Source organism: Paenibacillus sp. FSL H8-0034 (genome assembly GCF_038000305.1).
Classification (GTDB): domain Bacteria; phylum Bacillota; class Bacilli; order Paenibacillales; family NBRC-103111; genus Paenibacillus_S.
In genome coordinates this window covers 563,909-581,038 of record NZ_JBBOBS010000001.1, presented here as the reverse complement: position 1 = coordinate 581,038, position 17,130 = coordinate 563,909, and the positions used below count along the sequence as shown (strand labels likewise).

Below are 17,130 nucleotides of genomic sequence, written 5' to 3'. Positions count from 1 at the left end.
AATCCCACTATCATAGTGGTTTTGGAGGTTATTTTTACTTATTATGAAAACCCTGACCTCTTTGTATAGATGAGGTATGATACATAGGGCCTCTATTCCCTTTGTGTCGATGCATGGAAAGTACGAACCACCTGCTCTGCAGTTAGCTCCAGCAACTCAGAGGCACGGCTCATGGCTTCCTGCAGGGTCATCGGTCCGGTCACGATACTGTGAACGCTCGTAATACCGACCTCATACAAAGCCTCGATCCCCCGGCCTACCGAGCCCGCCAGGCAAATAGTCGGAACACCTAATTTGTGCGCTTCCTGCGCGATACCCATGGGTGTTTTACCGGAAGCTGTCTGAAAATCAATTTGTCCCTCGCCGGTAATAACCAAATCAGCGGCTTGTAAATGGTCTCGCAGATGCGAGTATTCGATGACAATATCGATGCCCCGTTTGATCGAGGCAGGAAAAAACGCAAGGAATGCGCCGCTAATGCCGCCAGCCGCTCCGGCTCCAGGCAGCTGATGCACACGCTTGCCCGTTTTGATTGCGATGATATCCGCCCATGCCGTCAGATTCAGCTCCAGCTGCTCAACCATTTCAGGGCTGGCGCCTTTTTGTGGTCCGAATACACGCGAGGCACCGTCCGGCCCGATAAACGGATTTTGCACATCCGATGCGATCAGAAAACGAGACTCAGCAATTCTGGGGTCCCAATTGCTATCATCGATCGAGGCAACCCGGTCCAGAGTACCGCCACCATAGCCTACAGAATTGCCGTCTGAGTCCAACAGCCGCATGCCAAGAGCCTGCAGCATTCCGGCACCACCATCATTTGTAGCGCTGCCTCCAAGCGCCAGCAGAAAGCTGCGGCATCCGGCATCTAGGGCATGGCGAATCAGCTCACCGGTACCATAAGTTGTCGCCAGAAGCGGGTTGCGCTCCTCTGATGGGATCAGATAAAGCCCGGAGGCTGTCGCCATTTCGATGACGGCCGTTTGATCCGGCTCCAATAATCCATACTCGGCAGTCACAGGAGCTCCGAGCGGTCCTGTTACCGTGGCCGACATTTTGATTCCTCCGGCTGCGGCAATAAGGCAATCCAGCGTACCCTCCCCACCATCAGCTACAGGTACGAGGATGGTTTGTGCATGCGGCATATATCGTTTGATGCCACGTTCTATCGCCTGGGCCGCGTTCCTCGCACTAATGCTGCCTTTGAACGAATCTGGGGCAATAATAATTTTCATCGGATGATCCACCTTCCTACAGGTTTATTCGTCTATAATACATATATGGAGTACAACAATTCTGATTTCAGCTGCCTGCTTTCTTTCTCATTATAAAGGATGGGAAACTAGAAATATTCAGTTACAAACGATAAAAAAAGTTTCATATCCAGGCTTTTTTTTGTGCATAGGAGGTTGGACGTTGCTAACTCGTGAAATGGCTGAGCATATTGTCCGGGAGACAATGGAGCGGCTGCATCGTAACATCAATATTATGGATACGGATGGACGAATTATCGCCTCTGGCGACCTGTCAAGGCTGGGAGAACGGCATATGGGAGCTATTGAGGCCATTCGTTCCGGCAAACCGTTATTGATTAATGAAGCGAATAAAGCGCTATGGAAGGGCAGCCAATGCGGGATTAATATACCGGTTTGGTTTCACCAGCATATCGTTGGAGTTATCGGCATTACAGGACAAGCGGATGAGGTTTCCGAGCTTGGTGCATTGGTCAAGATGACGACAGAGCTGATGCTGAATCAAGCCTTCCTGCTGTCCGAGAAGGAATGGCGCAACCGCACGAAGGAAATTGTCATTGAGGCGTTAATCCAGGCGGATTTTGATGCCCATAAAGTGGACGAGCGCTTACAGCTGCTGCGCCTGCAGCTGCAACCACCGTTTACTGTGATTATTGTGCGAACGGAGCTTACCTTGTCCTATAATGACCCCCTTGCCGCAGCCATCGAGGATCGGCTTGGTGGCACACAAACACTGGTTGGCGTATTGGACACGCATCGGCTGTTTGTTCTGCTCTCTACGATGAATGAAACCCGTATGAATGCCATGCTGGAAAGGCTCTCTACCGAATTGAAGCCGTCCAGACAGCAGATTCAAATTGGCTGTTCTTTGCAAGTATCTGAGCTCGCGGCTGTTCACATCGCTTATCAGGAAGCAGAGGCTGCGCTGCGGCATGGCAGTCCTGCGGCTCCATGGAATCACTATGCGGGAATGGAGCCGCAAACCATTGTTCACACTTCTGATGCTGACGTAAAACAAAGGTTCGTGAACCGGATTTTCCCCGATATATCCGAGCAATCGGTACGAACGCTCCAGGTTTTTTTTGATTGCAATCTGAACATCCAGGAAGCCGCACAGGCCTTATTCGTGCACCGAAACACCTTGATCTATCGGCTCAAACGAATCAAAGAGCTGACCGGATACGACCCACAGAACTTTCAGGACGCCACGGCGCTCCAGATGGCGATATGGATCTATGATACAAAGAAAATAATGGAATGACTTGTTTGTATGAACGACAATCATTGTGTTCCATTACGACGCAGAGCGCCATACAACCTTTGTTAATCCGCGGCTGACCACTACAACAAAAACCGACGATCACCCGTTAAAGGGACCGTCGGTTCATATTCATACCTATGCGCCAGCTATTCTGGCTTCACTCATCCTACACGACAAACGAGCTTTTAAGCGATACAATCCTGTTAAACACAGGCTTGCCCGGTTCCGAGCGTTTCGTATCGACGTTAAAGTAGCCATGGCGGAAAAATTGGAATTTGTCCTGCGGCTGCGCTGAGCTCATATTGGACTCTACAAAACCTTGGAGCACTTCCAGAGAATTCGGATTAATATGCTCCATGAACGAGTCACTGTCGCCTTTTTCCTCATCCAAAATAAGCGGCTCATACAGACGGAATTCAGCAGGCAACGCCTGACTGGCTTCGACCCAATGAATCGTCCCCTTGACCTTGCGTCCGGTAAACCCGCTGCCGCTCTTCGTCTCAACATCATAGGTGCAGTGAATTTCCGTCACATTGCCCTGCTCATCCTTAACAAAATCGTGGCATTTGATAAAATAAGCGTTTTTCAGGCGCACTTCATTGCCGGGAAACAGCCGGAAATATTTGTTGGGCGGTGTCTCCATAAAGTCGTCCTGCTCGATATAGATTTCCCGTGAGAACGGTATCTCGCGATTGCCCATCTCCGGATTCTCCGAGTTGTTTTCCGCCTCCAGCATCTCGACCTGGCCTTCCGGGTAGTTCGTGATGATCACCTTCAGAGGACGCAGCACAGCCATCGTTCTTGGTGATTTGAGCTTCAAATCCTCACGTATAAAATGCTCCAGCATCCGCTCATCTACCGTACTGTTGCTTTTGGCTACGCCCGCCTCGCGCACAAAGCTGCGAATCGCCTCCGGTGTATAGCCCTTGCGGCGCAGACCGCTAATGGTAGGCATCCGCGGATCGTCCCAGCCGTCCACAATCTTTTCATCGACCAGTTGCTTCAGGAATCTTTTGCTCATAACGGTATTTGTAATATTAAGCCGCGCGAATTCATACTGCTTCGGTTGATGCTCCATTTCGCATTCCGCAATGACCCAATCGTAGAACGGACGTTGATCCTCAAATTCCAGCGTACAGATCGAATGGGTCACACCCTCAATCGCATCCTCGAGTGGATGAGCAAAAGCATACATCGGGTAAATGCACCAGGCATCCCCCGTATTGTGATGGGTTGTGTGGGAAATCCGGTACAGCGCAGGATCCCGCAAATTGATGTTAGGCGAGCTCATGTCGATTTTGGCACGCAAAATTTTATCGCCGTCCTTGAACTCACCGCTCCGCATACGGGCAAACAGATCAAGGTTCTCATCCACGCTGCGGTCACGATGCGGACTGTTTTGGCCCGGCTGTGTCAAGCTTCCGCGGGTTAAACGGATTTCCTCCGCCGATTGGTCGTCGATATATGCCTTTCCTTTACGGATCAGCAGCACGGCCCGCTCATACATCTCTTCAAAATAATCGGAAGCAAAAAACAACCCGTCCCACTCAAAGCCGAGCCAGCGGACATCCTCCTTGATCGCTTCCACATATTCAGTATCCTCTTTAAGAGGATTCGTATCGTCAAAACGAAGGTTCGTGCGACCCTTGAAATCGTCAGCCAGCTCAAAATTAAGGCAGATCGATTTGGCATGTCCAATGTGCAAATAACCGTTCGGCTCCGGCGGAAAACGTGTCACGACATGGTTGACTTTACCGGATTGTAAGTCGTCAATGACAATGTTTTTAATAAAATGGGATGAAACAGACGGATTCTCCAATACAATCAACCTTTCTCATGCAGTAGTTTAGTTTTATACCCTATCATACACAAAAACGCTGAGAAATATAATGCTTGAATCTATGAATCTATGAATTTATTGGGGAAATCTGTTGATTGACAGGCCATAAGCGACTTACGGCCACCAGCTGCTGCTGTTCATCCAAGGTCATTTTATAAATATCAGGCATCGAGGTCTGCTTCCAAAACGCCAAGCCATAAGCTTCTTTATCCCAATGACTCATCAGGATCGTCATAATGTTCCCGTGGGTACCGATGGCAATTCGCTTCCCTTGATGACGATCAAGCACGCGCTGTAAGGCTTCCATTCCCCGCCGCTGTGCCTCATGATTCGATTCCCCGCCAGGCAGCGCATAATCAGGATCGGTAAAGGCACGCTCTATGACAGCCATAAAATCGTGATCCTCAATAACGTGATCCAGACTCGCCAGTGGTCGTTCACGCAAATTTTCTTCCAGCTCAATGGGTAAGCCAAGCTTCGCCGCGGCACCCTCCACTGTTTGAACGGCGCGTGTGTACGGACTGGACACTACAGCCTCCAGCTGCTCCTGCACCAAAATTTCAGTTACACACTCCGCAGCCGCCTTGCCATCGGGTGACAATTCACGCAGCCGCTCATTCTCGAGGGAAAAGGGTGACTTGGCGTGCCGCACCCAATAAATCGTCGTATTCATAAGGGGGTCTCCTCTCGTACTCAACCTCAGCTGAAATAAGTGCTTTTGATTACTATTTATTATAAAGATGAAAAGATATTTAACAAAGCGAAAAAGATTTTGGATTCCAGATAAAGGGAATTACCTCTATAGTTACTACATACCCAAACTGTTCATCACACATCAAAGCTTACTGAAAGAGAGGAACCTGATGAGTACCGATTCCACCTACACTGACAAGCTGCCGACCACCGCGGCAAACCAGCGCTTGCGGCATCGAAAGAAACGGCCTCGCACCTATTGGATGCCCTATCTGCTGATTGCCCCCGCTGTACTGCTCATTATGGGCTTTCTGTTTTATCCGATGGCGAATGTATTCTATTACAGCTTTCAGAATTTCAACCCAGCCAAGCCTTACTATAATGGCTTTATCGGCTTGGACAATTTCAAGGCCATCTTCACCACCGATGAGCTGTTCGCTTCGAGCCTGCTCATATCTTTTAAATGGGTGACCATCGAGGTCGTATTTCAACTCCTGTTCGGATTGCTGATTGCCCTGCTGCTGACACAAACCTTTGCCATGCGCGGACTGTTCCGTTCCATCGCAATCATGCCTTGGGCAGTCTCCGGTGTCATTACCTCCACCATGTGGTCGCTGCTGTTCAACGAGCATATGGGACTGATTAACAGCCTGTTTATCAAGCTTGGGTTCATTGATAAGAACTTTGCCTGGCTGGCCGATATCAATACCGTGTTCCCGGCGATTATTATTACCGAGCTGTGGCGGGGAATCCCCTTCTTCACGATCACGATGCTGGCCGCACTGCAGACAATTCCTCAGGATTTGTACGAGTCGGCAACTGTCGATGGTGCAGGGAGATGGAAGTCGTTCATCCACATTACGATTCCTTTTCTCAAAAATTCAATTATCCTCTCCACGCTTCTGCGTGCGGTCTGGGAATTTAACAATGTCGATTTGATCTTCACGATGACCGGCGGCGGTCCGGCTAATGCAACAACAACACTGACCATGTACGTGGCCAATCAGGCGATTGTTGCGCAAAACTTCGGATACGGCTCTGCACTGACCGTCATCAGCTTTCTTATTCTGCTTGTGTTTGCGATGGGTTATCTGAAATTAAGTCGTTTTGGCAAGGAGGGCTAGACAGATGCTAAAAAGCTTGGACCGTTTATTCGTATTAAGACTGCCACTGCTCGCAGCGATGGCATTCACCCTATTCCCCCTCTATTGGGCTGTAGTCACCTCCCTGAAGCAGGAAGGCGAAATCACCCGTTTGCCGATCCGTTATTGGCCAGAGCATGTTACCTTTGAAAATTATTTCGTCGCCTGGAACAACGTCGGCTTCTCGGTTTTTTTCAAAAACAGCGTGTTCGTCTCAGCCATGACCGTCATCATCGTGCTGATCTGCTCAGTACTGGTAGGCTACGCGATCAGCCGGTTTACGTTCAAGGGCAAGGGTGCCTTTATGATCATGCTGCTCTGTACACAATTTGTGCCTGGCGCAATGCTGCTCATTCCATTATTCATGATTTTCAAACAGCTGGGGCTGACAAGCAGCCTGTTCGCTCTCATTATTACGTACAGCACGTTCCAGCTTCCGTTCAATTCGCTGCTCATGAGCGGGTTTATCAGTAATATTCCAGAAGCGTTGGAGGAAGCGGCAATGGTCGATGGCTGCAGCCGGTTGAAAGCGATCTTCCTCGTGATCTTCCCCATCCTGCTGCCGGGTATTGTGGCCACAACCGTGTTCACCTTCATCAGTGCCTGGAACGAGTTTCTGTTCGCTCTGATGTTTATCAGCAAGCCTGCCTTGTTCACATTGCCTGTTGGTTTACGGTATATGCAGGGCGAATTCGATATCCACTACGGCGCACTTGCAGCCGGAAGCTTGATTTCTTTACTGCCTGCCGTCATTTTGTTCGCTTTTGTACAAAAATATCTCGTTCAGGGCATGGGCTCTGGTGCCGTCAAAGGTTAAGCTTGAACTAATTTCCCTCGGGGATTAGCATACATGTAGGAGATTGAAAGGGAGATGTGGATCGCATGTTAAAAAAAATGACTTCGATGCTTACTTTAGGGGCAATTGGTTTCTCCGTTTTGACAGGCTGCGGGAGTGGCGATACTGCGGCGAATAGTGGTACTGCCAACACTCCAGCCAGCAGCAAGCCTGCGGACACCGCCAAACCAGCCGATCCGGCCAAGCCCGCGGAAAATGTGAAGATCACCTTCTGGGATGAGAACGCCGGGCCGGACCGAACGCCTTATTTGCAGGAAATAATTAAGCGCTTTCAAGCTAAAAATCCGAATATCACGGTCGAATACGTCGGGATTCCCAGTACTTCAGCCAAACAGAAATATGATGTCGCTATCGCCTCCAACGATACACCGGATATCGCTGGCGTCAATAATATCTGGATTTCTGACTTTGCCGCCAAGGGCGTACTGCTTGCCCTCGACCCTTACTTCGATAAATGGAGCGACAAGGACAAAATCACCAAGAGCTTGATCGAATACAACCGTACACTGGTGCCCGATAAAAAGCTGTATCAAATTCCCGGCACGATGTATATGGATGTGTTCTGGTACCGAAGTGACTGGATTAAAGAAGCCGGACTGAATCCGCCTACGACCTGGGATGACTATTTCAAGGATGTCGAGAAGCTGACCGATGCCAGCAAGAACCGGTTCGGTTATACGATTCGCGGCGGTGTGGGCAGTATTAACCAGCTGACAACCGCGATGTACGCCTATTCCGGTGTGGAGCGTTATTTTAACGACAAGGGTAAAGCAACCGTCAACGATCCGAAGAACCTGGAGTTCCTCAAAAAATATGTGGGCATGTATAAGAAATATACGCCAACGAGCGATATTACAAACGCCTACAAGGAGATGGTCGCTACGTTCGATACCGGAACAGCTGCCATTGTTCAGCACAATTTTGGTTCCTATAACAACCATGTGCAATCGATCGGTGAAGGCAAATTCGCAGCGACGATCCTGCCCAAATCCAGCACCGGCAAAACTATTGTGGCCCCAAGCGCTAACGGCTACGGAATTTTCAAAAACAGCAAGCATCCGGAAGAAACGTGGGAGTTCTTCAAATTCATCCTTTCCAGTGAATCGCAAGCGTATTGGAATGAAAAAATCGGACAAATGCCGATCAACTCAGATGCGCTGCAAAGTGATTATGTGAAGAAATCACAGCATATCCAGGACGGTGCCAAGGTCATGGCCGATAAAGATACAGTCGTGCTGGACGTACCGATCTATTTACCGGATTACAGCAGCATTCTGGCTCAAACACTGGAGCCTAACTTCCAGAAGGTGATGTCCGGATCCATGACGGCGGAAGCCTTCCTTGATGGATGGGCCAGCGCGATGGAGAAGGCCAAAGCGGAGTACGATAAGAGTATTAAAAAATAGCCTGCTTCTTTTCCAGCCATGCCATGCTCCGTGGTTAATGGGATACGTGTCAAAAAAATCTGCTGAATGCTGCCAAGCCAGCCTTTTGGAACAGCGCTGCAACTCCCTTCTCCCGGGTAGATGTCGATGTTGTTCCATGGCTTGGTTGTTTTTCCATTTTAAACCCTCTATTTAATCAGGCCTTATGCTATCATGAAACCATGGGGGGAATAGCCTTGTCGTTCATTCGCAACCGTTCACTGAAATCATCCATTTTGCGATTATTTATCCCGATTATGACATTATTTGTTTTTATTACCGGCTTGTTCTCGTACCTGCTCGCTTCCGACCAGCTGCAGCAAAATGCATTCACGAGTATTTCCGATACCGTATCGCAAACCCAAAGCTTTTTGAACGATAAATTAACGGATGTGGTCACCAGTCTGACTATTCTTGACAGCGATTCCGATTTGTCCGATATTACGATACGTACGCAGAACCCCGAATACCAGCTGCACTCTGATGATTATTTATTGTTGAACAAAGCACTGAACCGGGCTTTTCCCGACCGGGCCTTGATCGACTCGACTTTGCTTTATTACAATTATGACCGCCCTGCGTTTTACCGAAAGGATGATCTGACCGTACAGGTCGGAATTTCTCTTGAGCCTTACAAGCTTCGGCAGGCAACCGATCCCACCTCCGTGATCCATTGGCTGACCCTGCATACCGATCCGGTTGCGGCATCGTTAAATAAAAATTACAACGGCAAGGTCGTCAGCCTGTATAAGCTGCTCGGTAAAGACGTAGATCACAGCAAAGGCATTATTCTTTTTAATATCAAGGACTCCTTTTTCAAAACGATCCTGACTACGCCAACTATCAGTAATAATGGCTATCTCTGTCTCGTGAGCGAGGACGGTTTGATCTCGTACAAAAAAATTGCCGACAAATACGATATCAAGGATGCCGATCTGCAGCCTCAAATCCTGCAAACGAAGCAGCCGTCTGGACAAATGACCATAACCAACGAATACGGCAAAGAAATGCTGGTCGTCTATGATACCCTCCGAATCAACAGATGGAAAATAGCCGCCGTCATTCCAAAGGAAGAGCTGCTGGACAAGGTCAGCTATATCAAATACCTCAGTTTGGCGGTCATGTCCATTTTGTTCGTGATCGTGGTCCTCTTTTCCAACGTCATGGCCAACTATATAACGAAGCCGATCATTCAATTGACCCGCAAAATCAATACAATCGAAGAAGGTCACCTCGATATCGAGTTCAAGGAATATCCGAACAATGAAATTGGCGTGCTCAACCGTGGCATGCGCGATATGCTGAAGCGGATCCAGCAGCTGCTTGTCCAGGTTGAGGAAGAGCAGGAAAAGAAACGCTCAGCTGAGCTGGCGGCGCTGCAATTTCAGATTCGGCCGCATTTTTTATACAATACGCTTTATTCCATCAAGCATCTGGTCGAAATGGACGAAAAAAAGGAAGCCAGTCAAATGGTGTCTGCACTCGCTGATTTTTTCCGTATCTCGATCAGTAAAGGCAGTGAAATTATTCCCGTTTCTCAGGAAATCGAGCATATCAATCATTATTTCACAATACAGCAAATGCGTTATGGCGACAGCTTTACGTACAGCATTGAGATCGACCCCGAGCTGCTGGATTTTAAAATGGTCAAGCTGACCCTGCAGCCGCTCGTTGAAAACGCGATCTATCACGGTATGAAGCAGATCCGCAAGAAAGGCCACATTCGTATTGTCGGTACGATCCTTGGTGAAAATGGTGTCATTCGAGTAGAGGACAACGGACCGGGAATGTCGGCTGAGCAGCTGGCACACATCAAGCGTGCGCTGCAGGAGGTCATGATGAAGGGCGAAGAAGCGGTCGGCTTTGGCGTGTGCAACGTGCATAAGCGGCTGCAGCTGAATTACGGCGCGTCCTGTGGGCTCAGCTACGAGAGCAGCCCCGAGACGGGGACCGTAGCTATCGTCACATTTAGAAAGCAGTAGCTTTTCTACGAAAAGCTCGCGAACACCTAATCCTGGAAGTCCGGTGAATAAGTCCCACTGCGCGGCCAAATATCCTTACGATCACTGTTGTTTCCGTATTTTTTGATTTTATAAGATATTTAGCGGTAAAAGTACGGAAACAAAGGCGAACGCTGACGCTTCTACAGGATTATTTGGCCACTCCGTTCATGATTCACCGAACTTCCGGTTTATGCTTACGATGCCAGCTTTCCTACGGAAAGCCCGGTAACGCTTACGAAGCAGTTTTCTAACGAAAACTTTTAAGAGGTGAACCCCACATGTACAAAGTAGCCATCATCGATGATGAAGTCATCATTATTCGCGGGTTAAGCAAAAATATCGATTGGCAGGGGAACGGCTTCGAGCTAGTCGGTTCCGCTTCCGATGGTGAGGAAGGCTTGAAGCTGATCGCAGAGCAGCGTCCTCAGCTCATTATTACCGATATCCGCATGCCCTTCGTTGACGGCTTCGAGCTGACCGAGCAGGTAGTCAAGACTTATCCCGATACCAAAATTATTATGCTGACAAGCTATGACGATTTTGAATTTGCCAAGCGCGCGCTGCAGCTGAAGGTATTCGACTATTTGTTGAAGCCCGTTGACAGTGATAAATTGCTGGAGACCGCCAAGCGGGCCATGAAGGAGCGTGAATATGAGTGCACCATGAAGAAAAAGGTTGTCGAGGGCATGCCGCTTCTGAAGCAGCGCTTTCTCGAAAAGCTGATCGACGGTAAGCTCACGCCCACGGAAATCGGTTCTGGAAGCGATTTTCTCGATCTTCAGCTTGCAGCCTCATACTACGCAGTGATTCTGCTGAAGGCTGATGACTACAGCTATCCTGAATACCAGAACCGGTTCGGCAAAGAGGTACTTAAATATTGTGTACTCAATGTATCCGAGGAAACGCTGACCAGCTTGGGCAGGGGGCTTGTGTTTAATTCCTTTGAGGATGAAGTCGTACTCATTGTTTGCGCCGAAGGTGGACTGGAAGAGGCCGAGCAGCATGCCTATGAGATTGCCGAGACCATTCGCGGCAATGTCGAGAAGTTTTTGAAGACTACCGTAACCGCAGGTATAGGGTCCGCTTATGAGCAGGCTGCAGAAATAGCGTTTTCTTATCAAGGCGCACGCTCTGCATTGGAATTTCGCCATATAGTAGGAACCAACCGCGTCCTGACCGTAGCCGACACCGGTGATGCTCCTCGTAAGGAATCCGTGGAATTGAACGTTCTGGAAAAGGAATTGGCCGTGAAGGTTAAGCTTGGCTTGGAGAGAGATGCGCTTGACTTATTGCGCAGCATGGAGCAGGCCATTATTGAAAGCCACACAGTTTCCTTATCCCGCATGCGGCTGATTGGTGTCGAGATTACTGTTCTGCTGTATAAAGAATTAGAGGAACAGGCCAAGCAATTGGATGATTTCTATGCTGTCTACACCAAGCAGCAGCAGATGCAAACAGTCTCTGAAATCTTTGCCTCTATACGCCAGCTTGTTATTCAGCTCATCACCATCGTCAACGATCAACGCGACCACCAGATGAAAAAGGTTATCCATCGGGCCGTTGCCTATATGGAGCTTCATTATGATCAAGAGGGGCTGTCTCTGCAGGATGTATCCAGTGTGGTACACATCAGCCCTACCTATTTAAGCATCATTTTCAAAAAGGAAAAGAACATTAATTTCAGCGATTTCCTGTACCAGCTGCGGATGAATAAAGCTATGGAGCTGCTGCGGATAACCGATCTCAAGTCGTATGAGGTCGCCGAAAAGGTTGGTTACCGCAACCCGCAATATTTTAGCGTCTGCTTTAAGAAATATACTGGCGTATCCCCATCGGAATTTAAGCAGGTGAAGAGTTAAGACTCGGCCTGCCTGAATTGAATAACTGATACTCATAAACTGACCAATGGACTTAATGAACGGACGGATGCAAGCTTGGGTACCACCATTGAAAAAGCCACCCGTACTTTACGTCTGGGTGGCCTCGGCTTTATTTCAGTCATGATGGGTCTTATAAATGTTGAGCGCCTGCTCCATTCTTAGCAAGTAGGAAGGGCTATCATCGGAACAAATAAATTGCACATCGGCACAGCCCGTGTTCTCAAGCAGGGAATGGCTGACTAACAGCTCAGCCAGGTGGTTCACTGTTCCACTGCTTCCGTCGATAATTTGAATATGCTTGGGAAGCAGCTTCCGCAATATCTGTCTATAAAAGGGATAATGCGTACAGCCCAATACTAGCGTTCCATAGTTATTCAGATCGTAGGGTGCAAACTTGGCAGAGAAATAGTCAGTCATCAAGGCTTCATCAAACTGCAGCGACTCACAATATTGGACCAGTTCAGGCAGCGGCAATGAATCCACAACGCTGAGGTCGTCTATACGGTTCACCAGCTCGATATATTTGGACTCCCGCAGCGTCAGCGGCGTCGCCAGCACCAGCACACGCCGGCCGTTTACGCGGCTCAGCTGCACAGCTGGCTTTACGGCTGGCTCCATACCAATAATGGGTATCGAGGTGTAGGCGCTTCTAAGCTCTGTTATCGCAATACTGGTCGCTGTGTTACAGGCGATCACCAGCGCTTTAATGTCCAGCTGCATCATCCTGTCGACCGCTTCAAAAATATACTGTTTAACCTCATGCTTCGGCTTCGTTCCGTATGGAACATGAAGCGTATCTGCGTAATAGTAAAAATTCTCTTGGGGAAAGCGTCTCATGCCTTCATGCAGAACCGTGATACCGCCTAATCCCGAATCAAAAAAAGCTATTCTCATCTCTCCACCTGATTCGTTTAAGAATATAATTGTTTTTGGAACACTAAATTACATTATACCCCTATTGTCAGGAAAGCCAATAGACACTGCACAAATCAAGCTGCTGTTTAAATCAGATGGGTGATTTCGCCACTTCTCCTCCGCTTCAGCTTATGCTTAATGGCTTGTGGACAGCACATACACCTTCACATTCCGTTTCACGCCAAAATCAACGGCTTCACCTAAATCATTCATATACACATCAATTCGGGCGCCGCGCACCGCAGATCCCGTGTCTTCAGCCGTTCGAATACCAACTCCATCAATGAACACCTCCGTGCCAATCGGGATCACAGCCGGGTCTACAGCGATAGTTCGCCCTTCCTCCGCTTTACTTCCGCTAAAGGTAATCCCGTATTCAGGATGGCCCTCGGATTTGCCTGTAGACTCCACACCTGCCGTATAAGCCGTTAAGGTTGAATTCATCACCTGACTAATCACCTTGGGCTGATCATCCGGCAATGGAATTACAGCTTCAGCGGATGGGATATGCAGTTGTTGACCCACAATAAGAAGCTGTGAGGGTTCCAGCTGATTTTCCATTGCCAGCGTTTCCACCGAGTTGTCAAACTGCTGCGCAATATGCTCAAGGGTATCTCCCTTATTGACCTGATACATGATTCGTTTCGGTGCTATGGGCTGCATACCCCCGTTCGACTCGTAATCTGGGCTTGGTTCCCAAACGGGACCTTGAACCACTTGATTACTTTTGGAATCAGCCTCCGCCATAGAGGCAGCGTTGAACTCCCATATGCCGCTTGCTTGTGAATGGAAATCTGATTTCCATCCCAGTATGAAAAAAAATATGAGAACATACAACGATTTTATATGCCTTTGATACATATGAAAGGTTCCTCCTTAGGCAAAGAAAATAGTAAATCATAAAAATCAGACTTACTAGACTACAGTTACCCCAATTCGTCATCGATAAACCTTCCTAATTATGTAAATCGAATATTATGCACACATAAAACCGTTAATTGTCAGACTTTTTACACAGTTATCCACAAAATTATCCACAACTTGTACACATCATTTTTCTCGCACTTCCCTGCATCACAGGATCAGCTATTTGTTTACTAACCATGACAAGATGTTTTTTAAATGGTAAAATAGTCCTAAAACGAGGAGCATAACGAATAATAAACGCGAGTTTAAAACATAAATCTTAGGAATAGCCGCTAATATCGTTGAATGATCAAGCAAATATTAAGAGAGGTAGACTCTCCAGTATGGCTTTGTTCGTATATACCAAATAATCCTGTAAGCGTATTCGCAACCACCATCAATATCGAATTGGCTTTCAACCAGACGTGGAGGAATAGTAGACATGGAACCAAATCCTATAGACGGCATTAGGCATACGAGCACTGAATCAAGACAGCAAGAAATTGAAGAATTATTTAGACTGATCACCGAGAATACCTTGGATATCATCTCCTATAGCACACCGGATGGATTATGCCGATATGTGTCCCCTATGGTTCAGACGTTGCTTGGCTATGAGAATTCGGAGATGATAGGAACAACATCATTTGATTATATTCACCCTGAGGACAGGAAAGTGCTGCAAGCCTATGATGCGAATAAAGAAAGTGGCGTCGTAAACTTCAGGTTTCGTCATAAGCGCGGCCATTATGTGTGGTTTGAAGCTACTTTTAAACATATTAAAAATGAGGAAGGCGAGCTGCAGTATATCCTAAGCATCGCGAGGGATATTACAGATCGTAAGCAGGCTGAAGAATGCCTCCGACAAAGCGAGCAGCGCTTTCGAGGGGCCTTCGATCATGCACTTATAGGGATGGCACTGGTCAATTTAAATGGACAGTTTATTAAAGTCAATCGAGCCCTGTGCAGCCTCATTGGTTATTCCGAGCAGGAGCTGCTGCAATTAGGTTACAAGGATATTACAAGTCCGGACGATCTGGACAAGCATATGCAAGATTTAGATAGGCTTTTGAAACGATCCACCAGTCATTATTTTTTGGAAAAAAAATACATACATAAGCACGGATCGCTCATCTGGGCATTACTTGGCGTATCTCTGGTAAGTGATGATGCGGGAAATCCGTTATATTTTATTGCGCAAATTGAAGACATTATGGACAAAAAGAAATTAGAACAACTCAAAGAGCAGCAGAGTGAATTGCTGGACAGAACGGACAAGTTGTCCACCATTGGTCAATTCGCAGCAAGTATTGCCCATGAAATCAGAAATCCGCTAACGACCATTCGCGGATTTATTCAGCTGCTCGGTGAAAAACACACATCCGATCCGCAAGGCTATTACCCTATCATTCTGGATGAGCTGGATAGGGCTAATGAGATCATCAGCGACTTCCTGGCCCTGTCCAAAAACCGCACGATTGAGAAAAAAATGTGCAATCTTAACGATATTATCCATACACTCTATCCGATCCTATCGGCAGAGGCCAACCTGCAAGGACATACAATGGTGCTCGACCTGGACGAATCGATAAGCGACCTGCTTCTGGACGATAAGGAGATTAAGCAGCTGCTTCTGAATATCATACGTAATGGAATGGAAGCGATGGATGCAAGTGGAACCCTCACCATCGTCACCAGGGAGAATGAGGGCAAGGTTGCTTTACAAATCTCGGATACGGGCTGTGGCATTCCGGAAGCCAAGATGGCCCAGTTATTTGAACCCTTTTATACGACTAAGGAGAAGGGCACGGGACTTGGGTTGGTGGTTTGTCTAAATATTGTGGAAAAGCATGGCGGTACCTTGACTTTACAATCCGAGGAGAACCTCGGGACTGTGGTTCTCATTACTTTGTAGACGACGAGCTGAATGAAGGCCTCCATTCAATAGCCTGGGAGCGTAGGAGCGCAAAAAAGACCATGTTTTCTACAATGTAGAAGGATGGTCTTTAGGTGTATCTATGTCCAGCGCACGATTTCATTGCTTTAAGCTTTATTAACCCTGGCCTACCCATTCTTTACCAGCCGCTACCTCGTTCCAACGCGCTCGTATCGCTAGCAATTGTGCATTCGTGAGAACTCCTTTATCAGCGAGAGCGGCATTTTGCAGCCAACGGTCAGGCTTGGTCGTCCCAACAATCGCAGTAGCGACTGCTGGCTGGCTTAATGTGAACCGCAGTGCTTGCTCGATCCCCTCTGCTGCGTCCTGCTTCAAGAAATCGTAATTCAGCTGCTGCAGCCGCTCCCAATACGTATGGTGATAGGCTTCCTTAGGCTTCTCGCTGCCGGACATCCATGCCGCATTCGCTATCGGCCGCTTGGCTACAACACCAACCTGTCTGACCACTGCTTCTGACAGCGTTAGCTCAATAGCCTGCTGGTCCGCGATATTGACTGAGGTTTGCAGACTGTCGAAGGCCCCGCACTGGAGCGCATACAATGCCGCCTGTCCATCACCACTGTAGCCGATATAACGGGTTTTACCTGCTTCCTGTGCACGCTGCAAGACGGCGATGACTTCACCATCGCGCAATATCGCCTCGGAGCAGCTGTGCAAATGAATCAGATCCACATAATCCGTTTGCAGCCGCTGTAAGCTGCGGTCGATGCTGTCTGCCAGCATCCTGGGGTCCCAATCCTTGGCGTCGAGGCCTGAGGCATGCCCGCATTTGGTGAACAAATAGTAGTCATTTCTGCGATGCTTGACCGCTTGGCCGATAAGCTCCTCACTGGATTTATAGCATTCTGCGGTGTCGATTACGTTCAATCCGGCGTCCAACGCGCTGCCGAGCAGCCGCTCCACCGTGGATAAGGACGCCTGCTGATAGCCGATTTCTGCACCGCCAAAGCCCAACACACTGACAAACATATCTGTTTTGCCGAATCTTCTTTTTTCCATA

Annotated in this window: 13 protein-coding genes; 7 read left to right on the top strand and 6 right to left on the bottom strand. The window is 48.2% G+C overall.

Going from position 1 to position 17,130, the window contains the following annotated elements; translation table 11 throughout:
* Positions 1-92 precede the first annotated feature (92 nt).
* Positions 93-1,235 (bottom strand): glycerate kinase family protein, encoded by a 1,143-nt coding sequence (locus tag NST47_RS02655; RefSeq protein ID WP_341153830.1) that lies wholly within the window; start codon positions 1,233-1,235, stop codon positions 93-95.
* Between the two features lie 181 nt (positions 1,236-1,416).
* Between NST47_RS02655 and NST47_RS02650 the strand changes: the two genes are divergently transcribed.
* Positions 1,417-2,514 (top strand): CdaR family transcriptional regulator, encoded by a 1,098-nt coding sequence (locus NST47_RS02650; protein WP_341153829.1) that lies wholly within the window; start codon positions 1,417-1,419, stop codon positions 2,512-2,514.
* Between the two features lie 166 nt (positions 2,515-2,680).
* Here the strand turns inward: NST47_RS02650 and NST47_RS02645 are convergent, their stop codons facing one another.
* The gene (locus NST47_RS02645) at positions 2,681-4,333 is read right to left on the bottom strand and encodes a glutamine--tRNA ligase/YqeY domain fusion protein (RefSeq protein ID WP_341153828.1); all 1,653 of its coding nucleotides are present in this window, start codon (positions 4,331-4,333) and stop codon (positions 2,681-2,683) included.
* Between the two features lie 88 nt (positions 4,334-4,421).
* Complete coding sequence (locus NST47_RS02640; protein ID WP_341153827.1) at positions 4,422-5,027, bottom strand: histidine phosphatase family protein; 606 nt, start codon at positions 5,025-5,027, stop codon at positions 4,422-4,424.
* A 190-nt stretch (positions 5,028-5,217) separates the two neighbouring features.
* Between NST47_RS02640 and NST47_RS02635 the strand changes: the two genes are divergently transcribed.
* The 5 genes from NST47_RS02635 to NST47_RS02615 all read left to right on the top strand — a co-directional run bounded on the left by NST47_RS02635 (position 5,218) and on the right by NST47_RS02615 (position 12,331).
* Complete coding sequence (locus NST47_RS02635) at positions 5,218-6,171, top strand: carbohydrate ABC transporter permease (protein WP_240415545.1); 954 nt, start codon at positions 5,218-5,220, stop codon at positions 6,169-6,171.
* 4 nt (positions 6,172-6,175) lie between these two features.
* Positions 6,176-7,006, top strand: coding sequence for a carbohydrate ABC transporter permease (locus tag NST47_RS02630; protein ID WP_076235801.1), 831 nt, complete (start codon positions 6,176-6,178; stop codon positions 7,004-7,006).
* A 65-nt stretch (positions 7,007-7,071) separates the two neighbouring features.
* Positions 7,072-8,451: an ABC transporter substrate-binding protein gene (locus NST47_RS02625; protein ID WP_341153826.1), complete on the top strand. Its 1,380-nt coding sequence runs from the start codon at positions 7,072-7,074 to the stop codon at positions 8,449-8,451.
* A 215-nt stretch (positions 8,452-8,666) separates the two neighbouring features.
* On the top strand, positions 8,667-10,451 hold the full coding sequence (locus NST47_RS02620; protein ID WP_341153825.1) for a cache domain-containing sensor histidine kinase: 1,785 nt from the start codon (positions 8,667-8,669) through the stop codon (positions 10,449-10,451).
* 299 nt (positions 10,452-10,750) lie between these two features.
* Positions 10,751-12,331 (top strand): response regulator, encoded by a 1,581-nt coding sequence (locus tag NST47_RS02615; RefSeq protein WP_341153824.1) that lies wholly within the window; start codon positions 10,751-10,753, stop codon positions 12,329-12,331.
* A gap of 135 nt (positions 12,332-12,466) precedes the next feature.
* On the opposite strand, the gene murI is transcribed toward NST47_RS02615, so the two are convergent.
* Both murI and NST47_RS02605 read right to left on the bottom strand, forming a co-directional pair.
* Positions 12,467-13,246, bottom strand: coding sequence for a glutamate racemase (gene murI / locus NST47_RS02610; RefSeq protein WP_341153823.1), 780 nt, complete (start codon positions 13,244-13,246; stop codon positions 12,467-12,469).
* Between the two features lie 156 nt (positions 13,247-13,402).
* The gene (locus NST47_RS02605; protein ID WP_341153822.1) at positions 13,403-14,128 is read right to left on the bottom strand and encodes a 3D domain-containing protein; all 726 of its coding nucleotides are present in this window, start codon (positions 14,126-14,128) and stop codon (positions 13,403-13,405) included.
* A gap of 487 nt (positions 14,129-14,615) precedes the next feature.
* Here NST47_RS02605 and NST47_RS02600 point away from each other — a divergent pair, with 487 nt between their 5' ends.
* On the top strand, positions 14,616-16,088 hold the full coding sequence (locus tag NST47_RS02600) for a PAS domain S-box protein (protein WP_341153821.1): 1,473 nt from the start codon (positions 14,616-14,618) through the stop codon (positions 16,086-16,088).
* Positions 16,089-16,226: 138 nt separating this feature from the next.
* On the opposite strand, the gene NST47_RS02595 is transcribed toward NST47_RS02600, so the two are convergent.
* Positions 16,227-17,129 (bottom strand): aldo/keto reductase, encoded by a 903-nt coding sequence (locus NST47_RS02595; protein WP_341153820.1) that lies wholly within the window; start codon positions 17,127-17,129, stop codon positions 16,227-16,229.
* Between the last annotated feature and the right edge of the window lies 1 nt (position 17,130).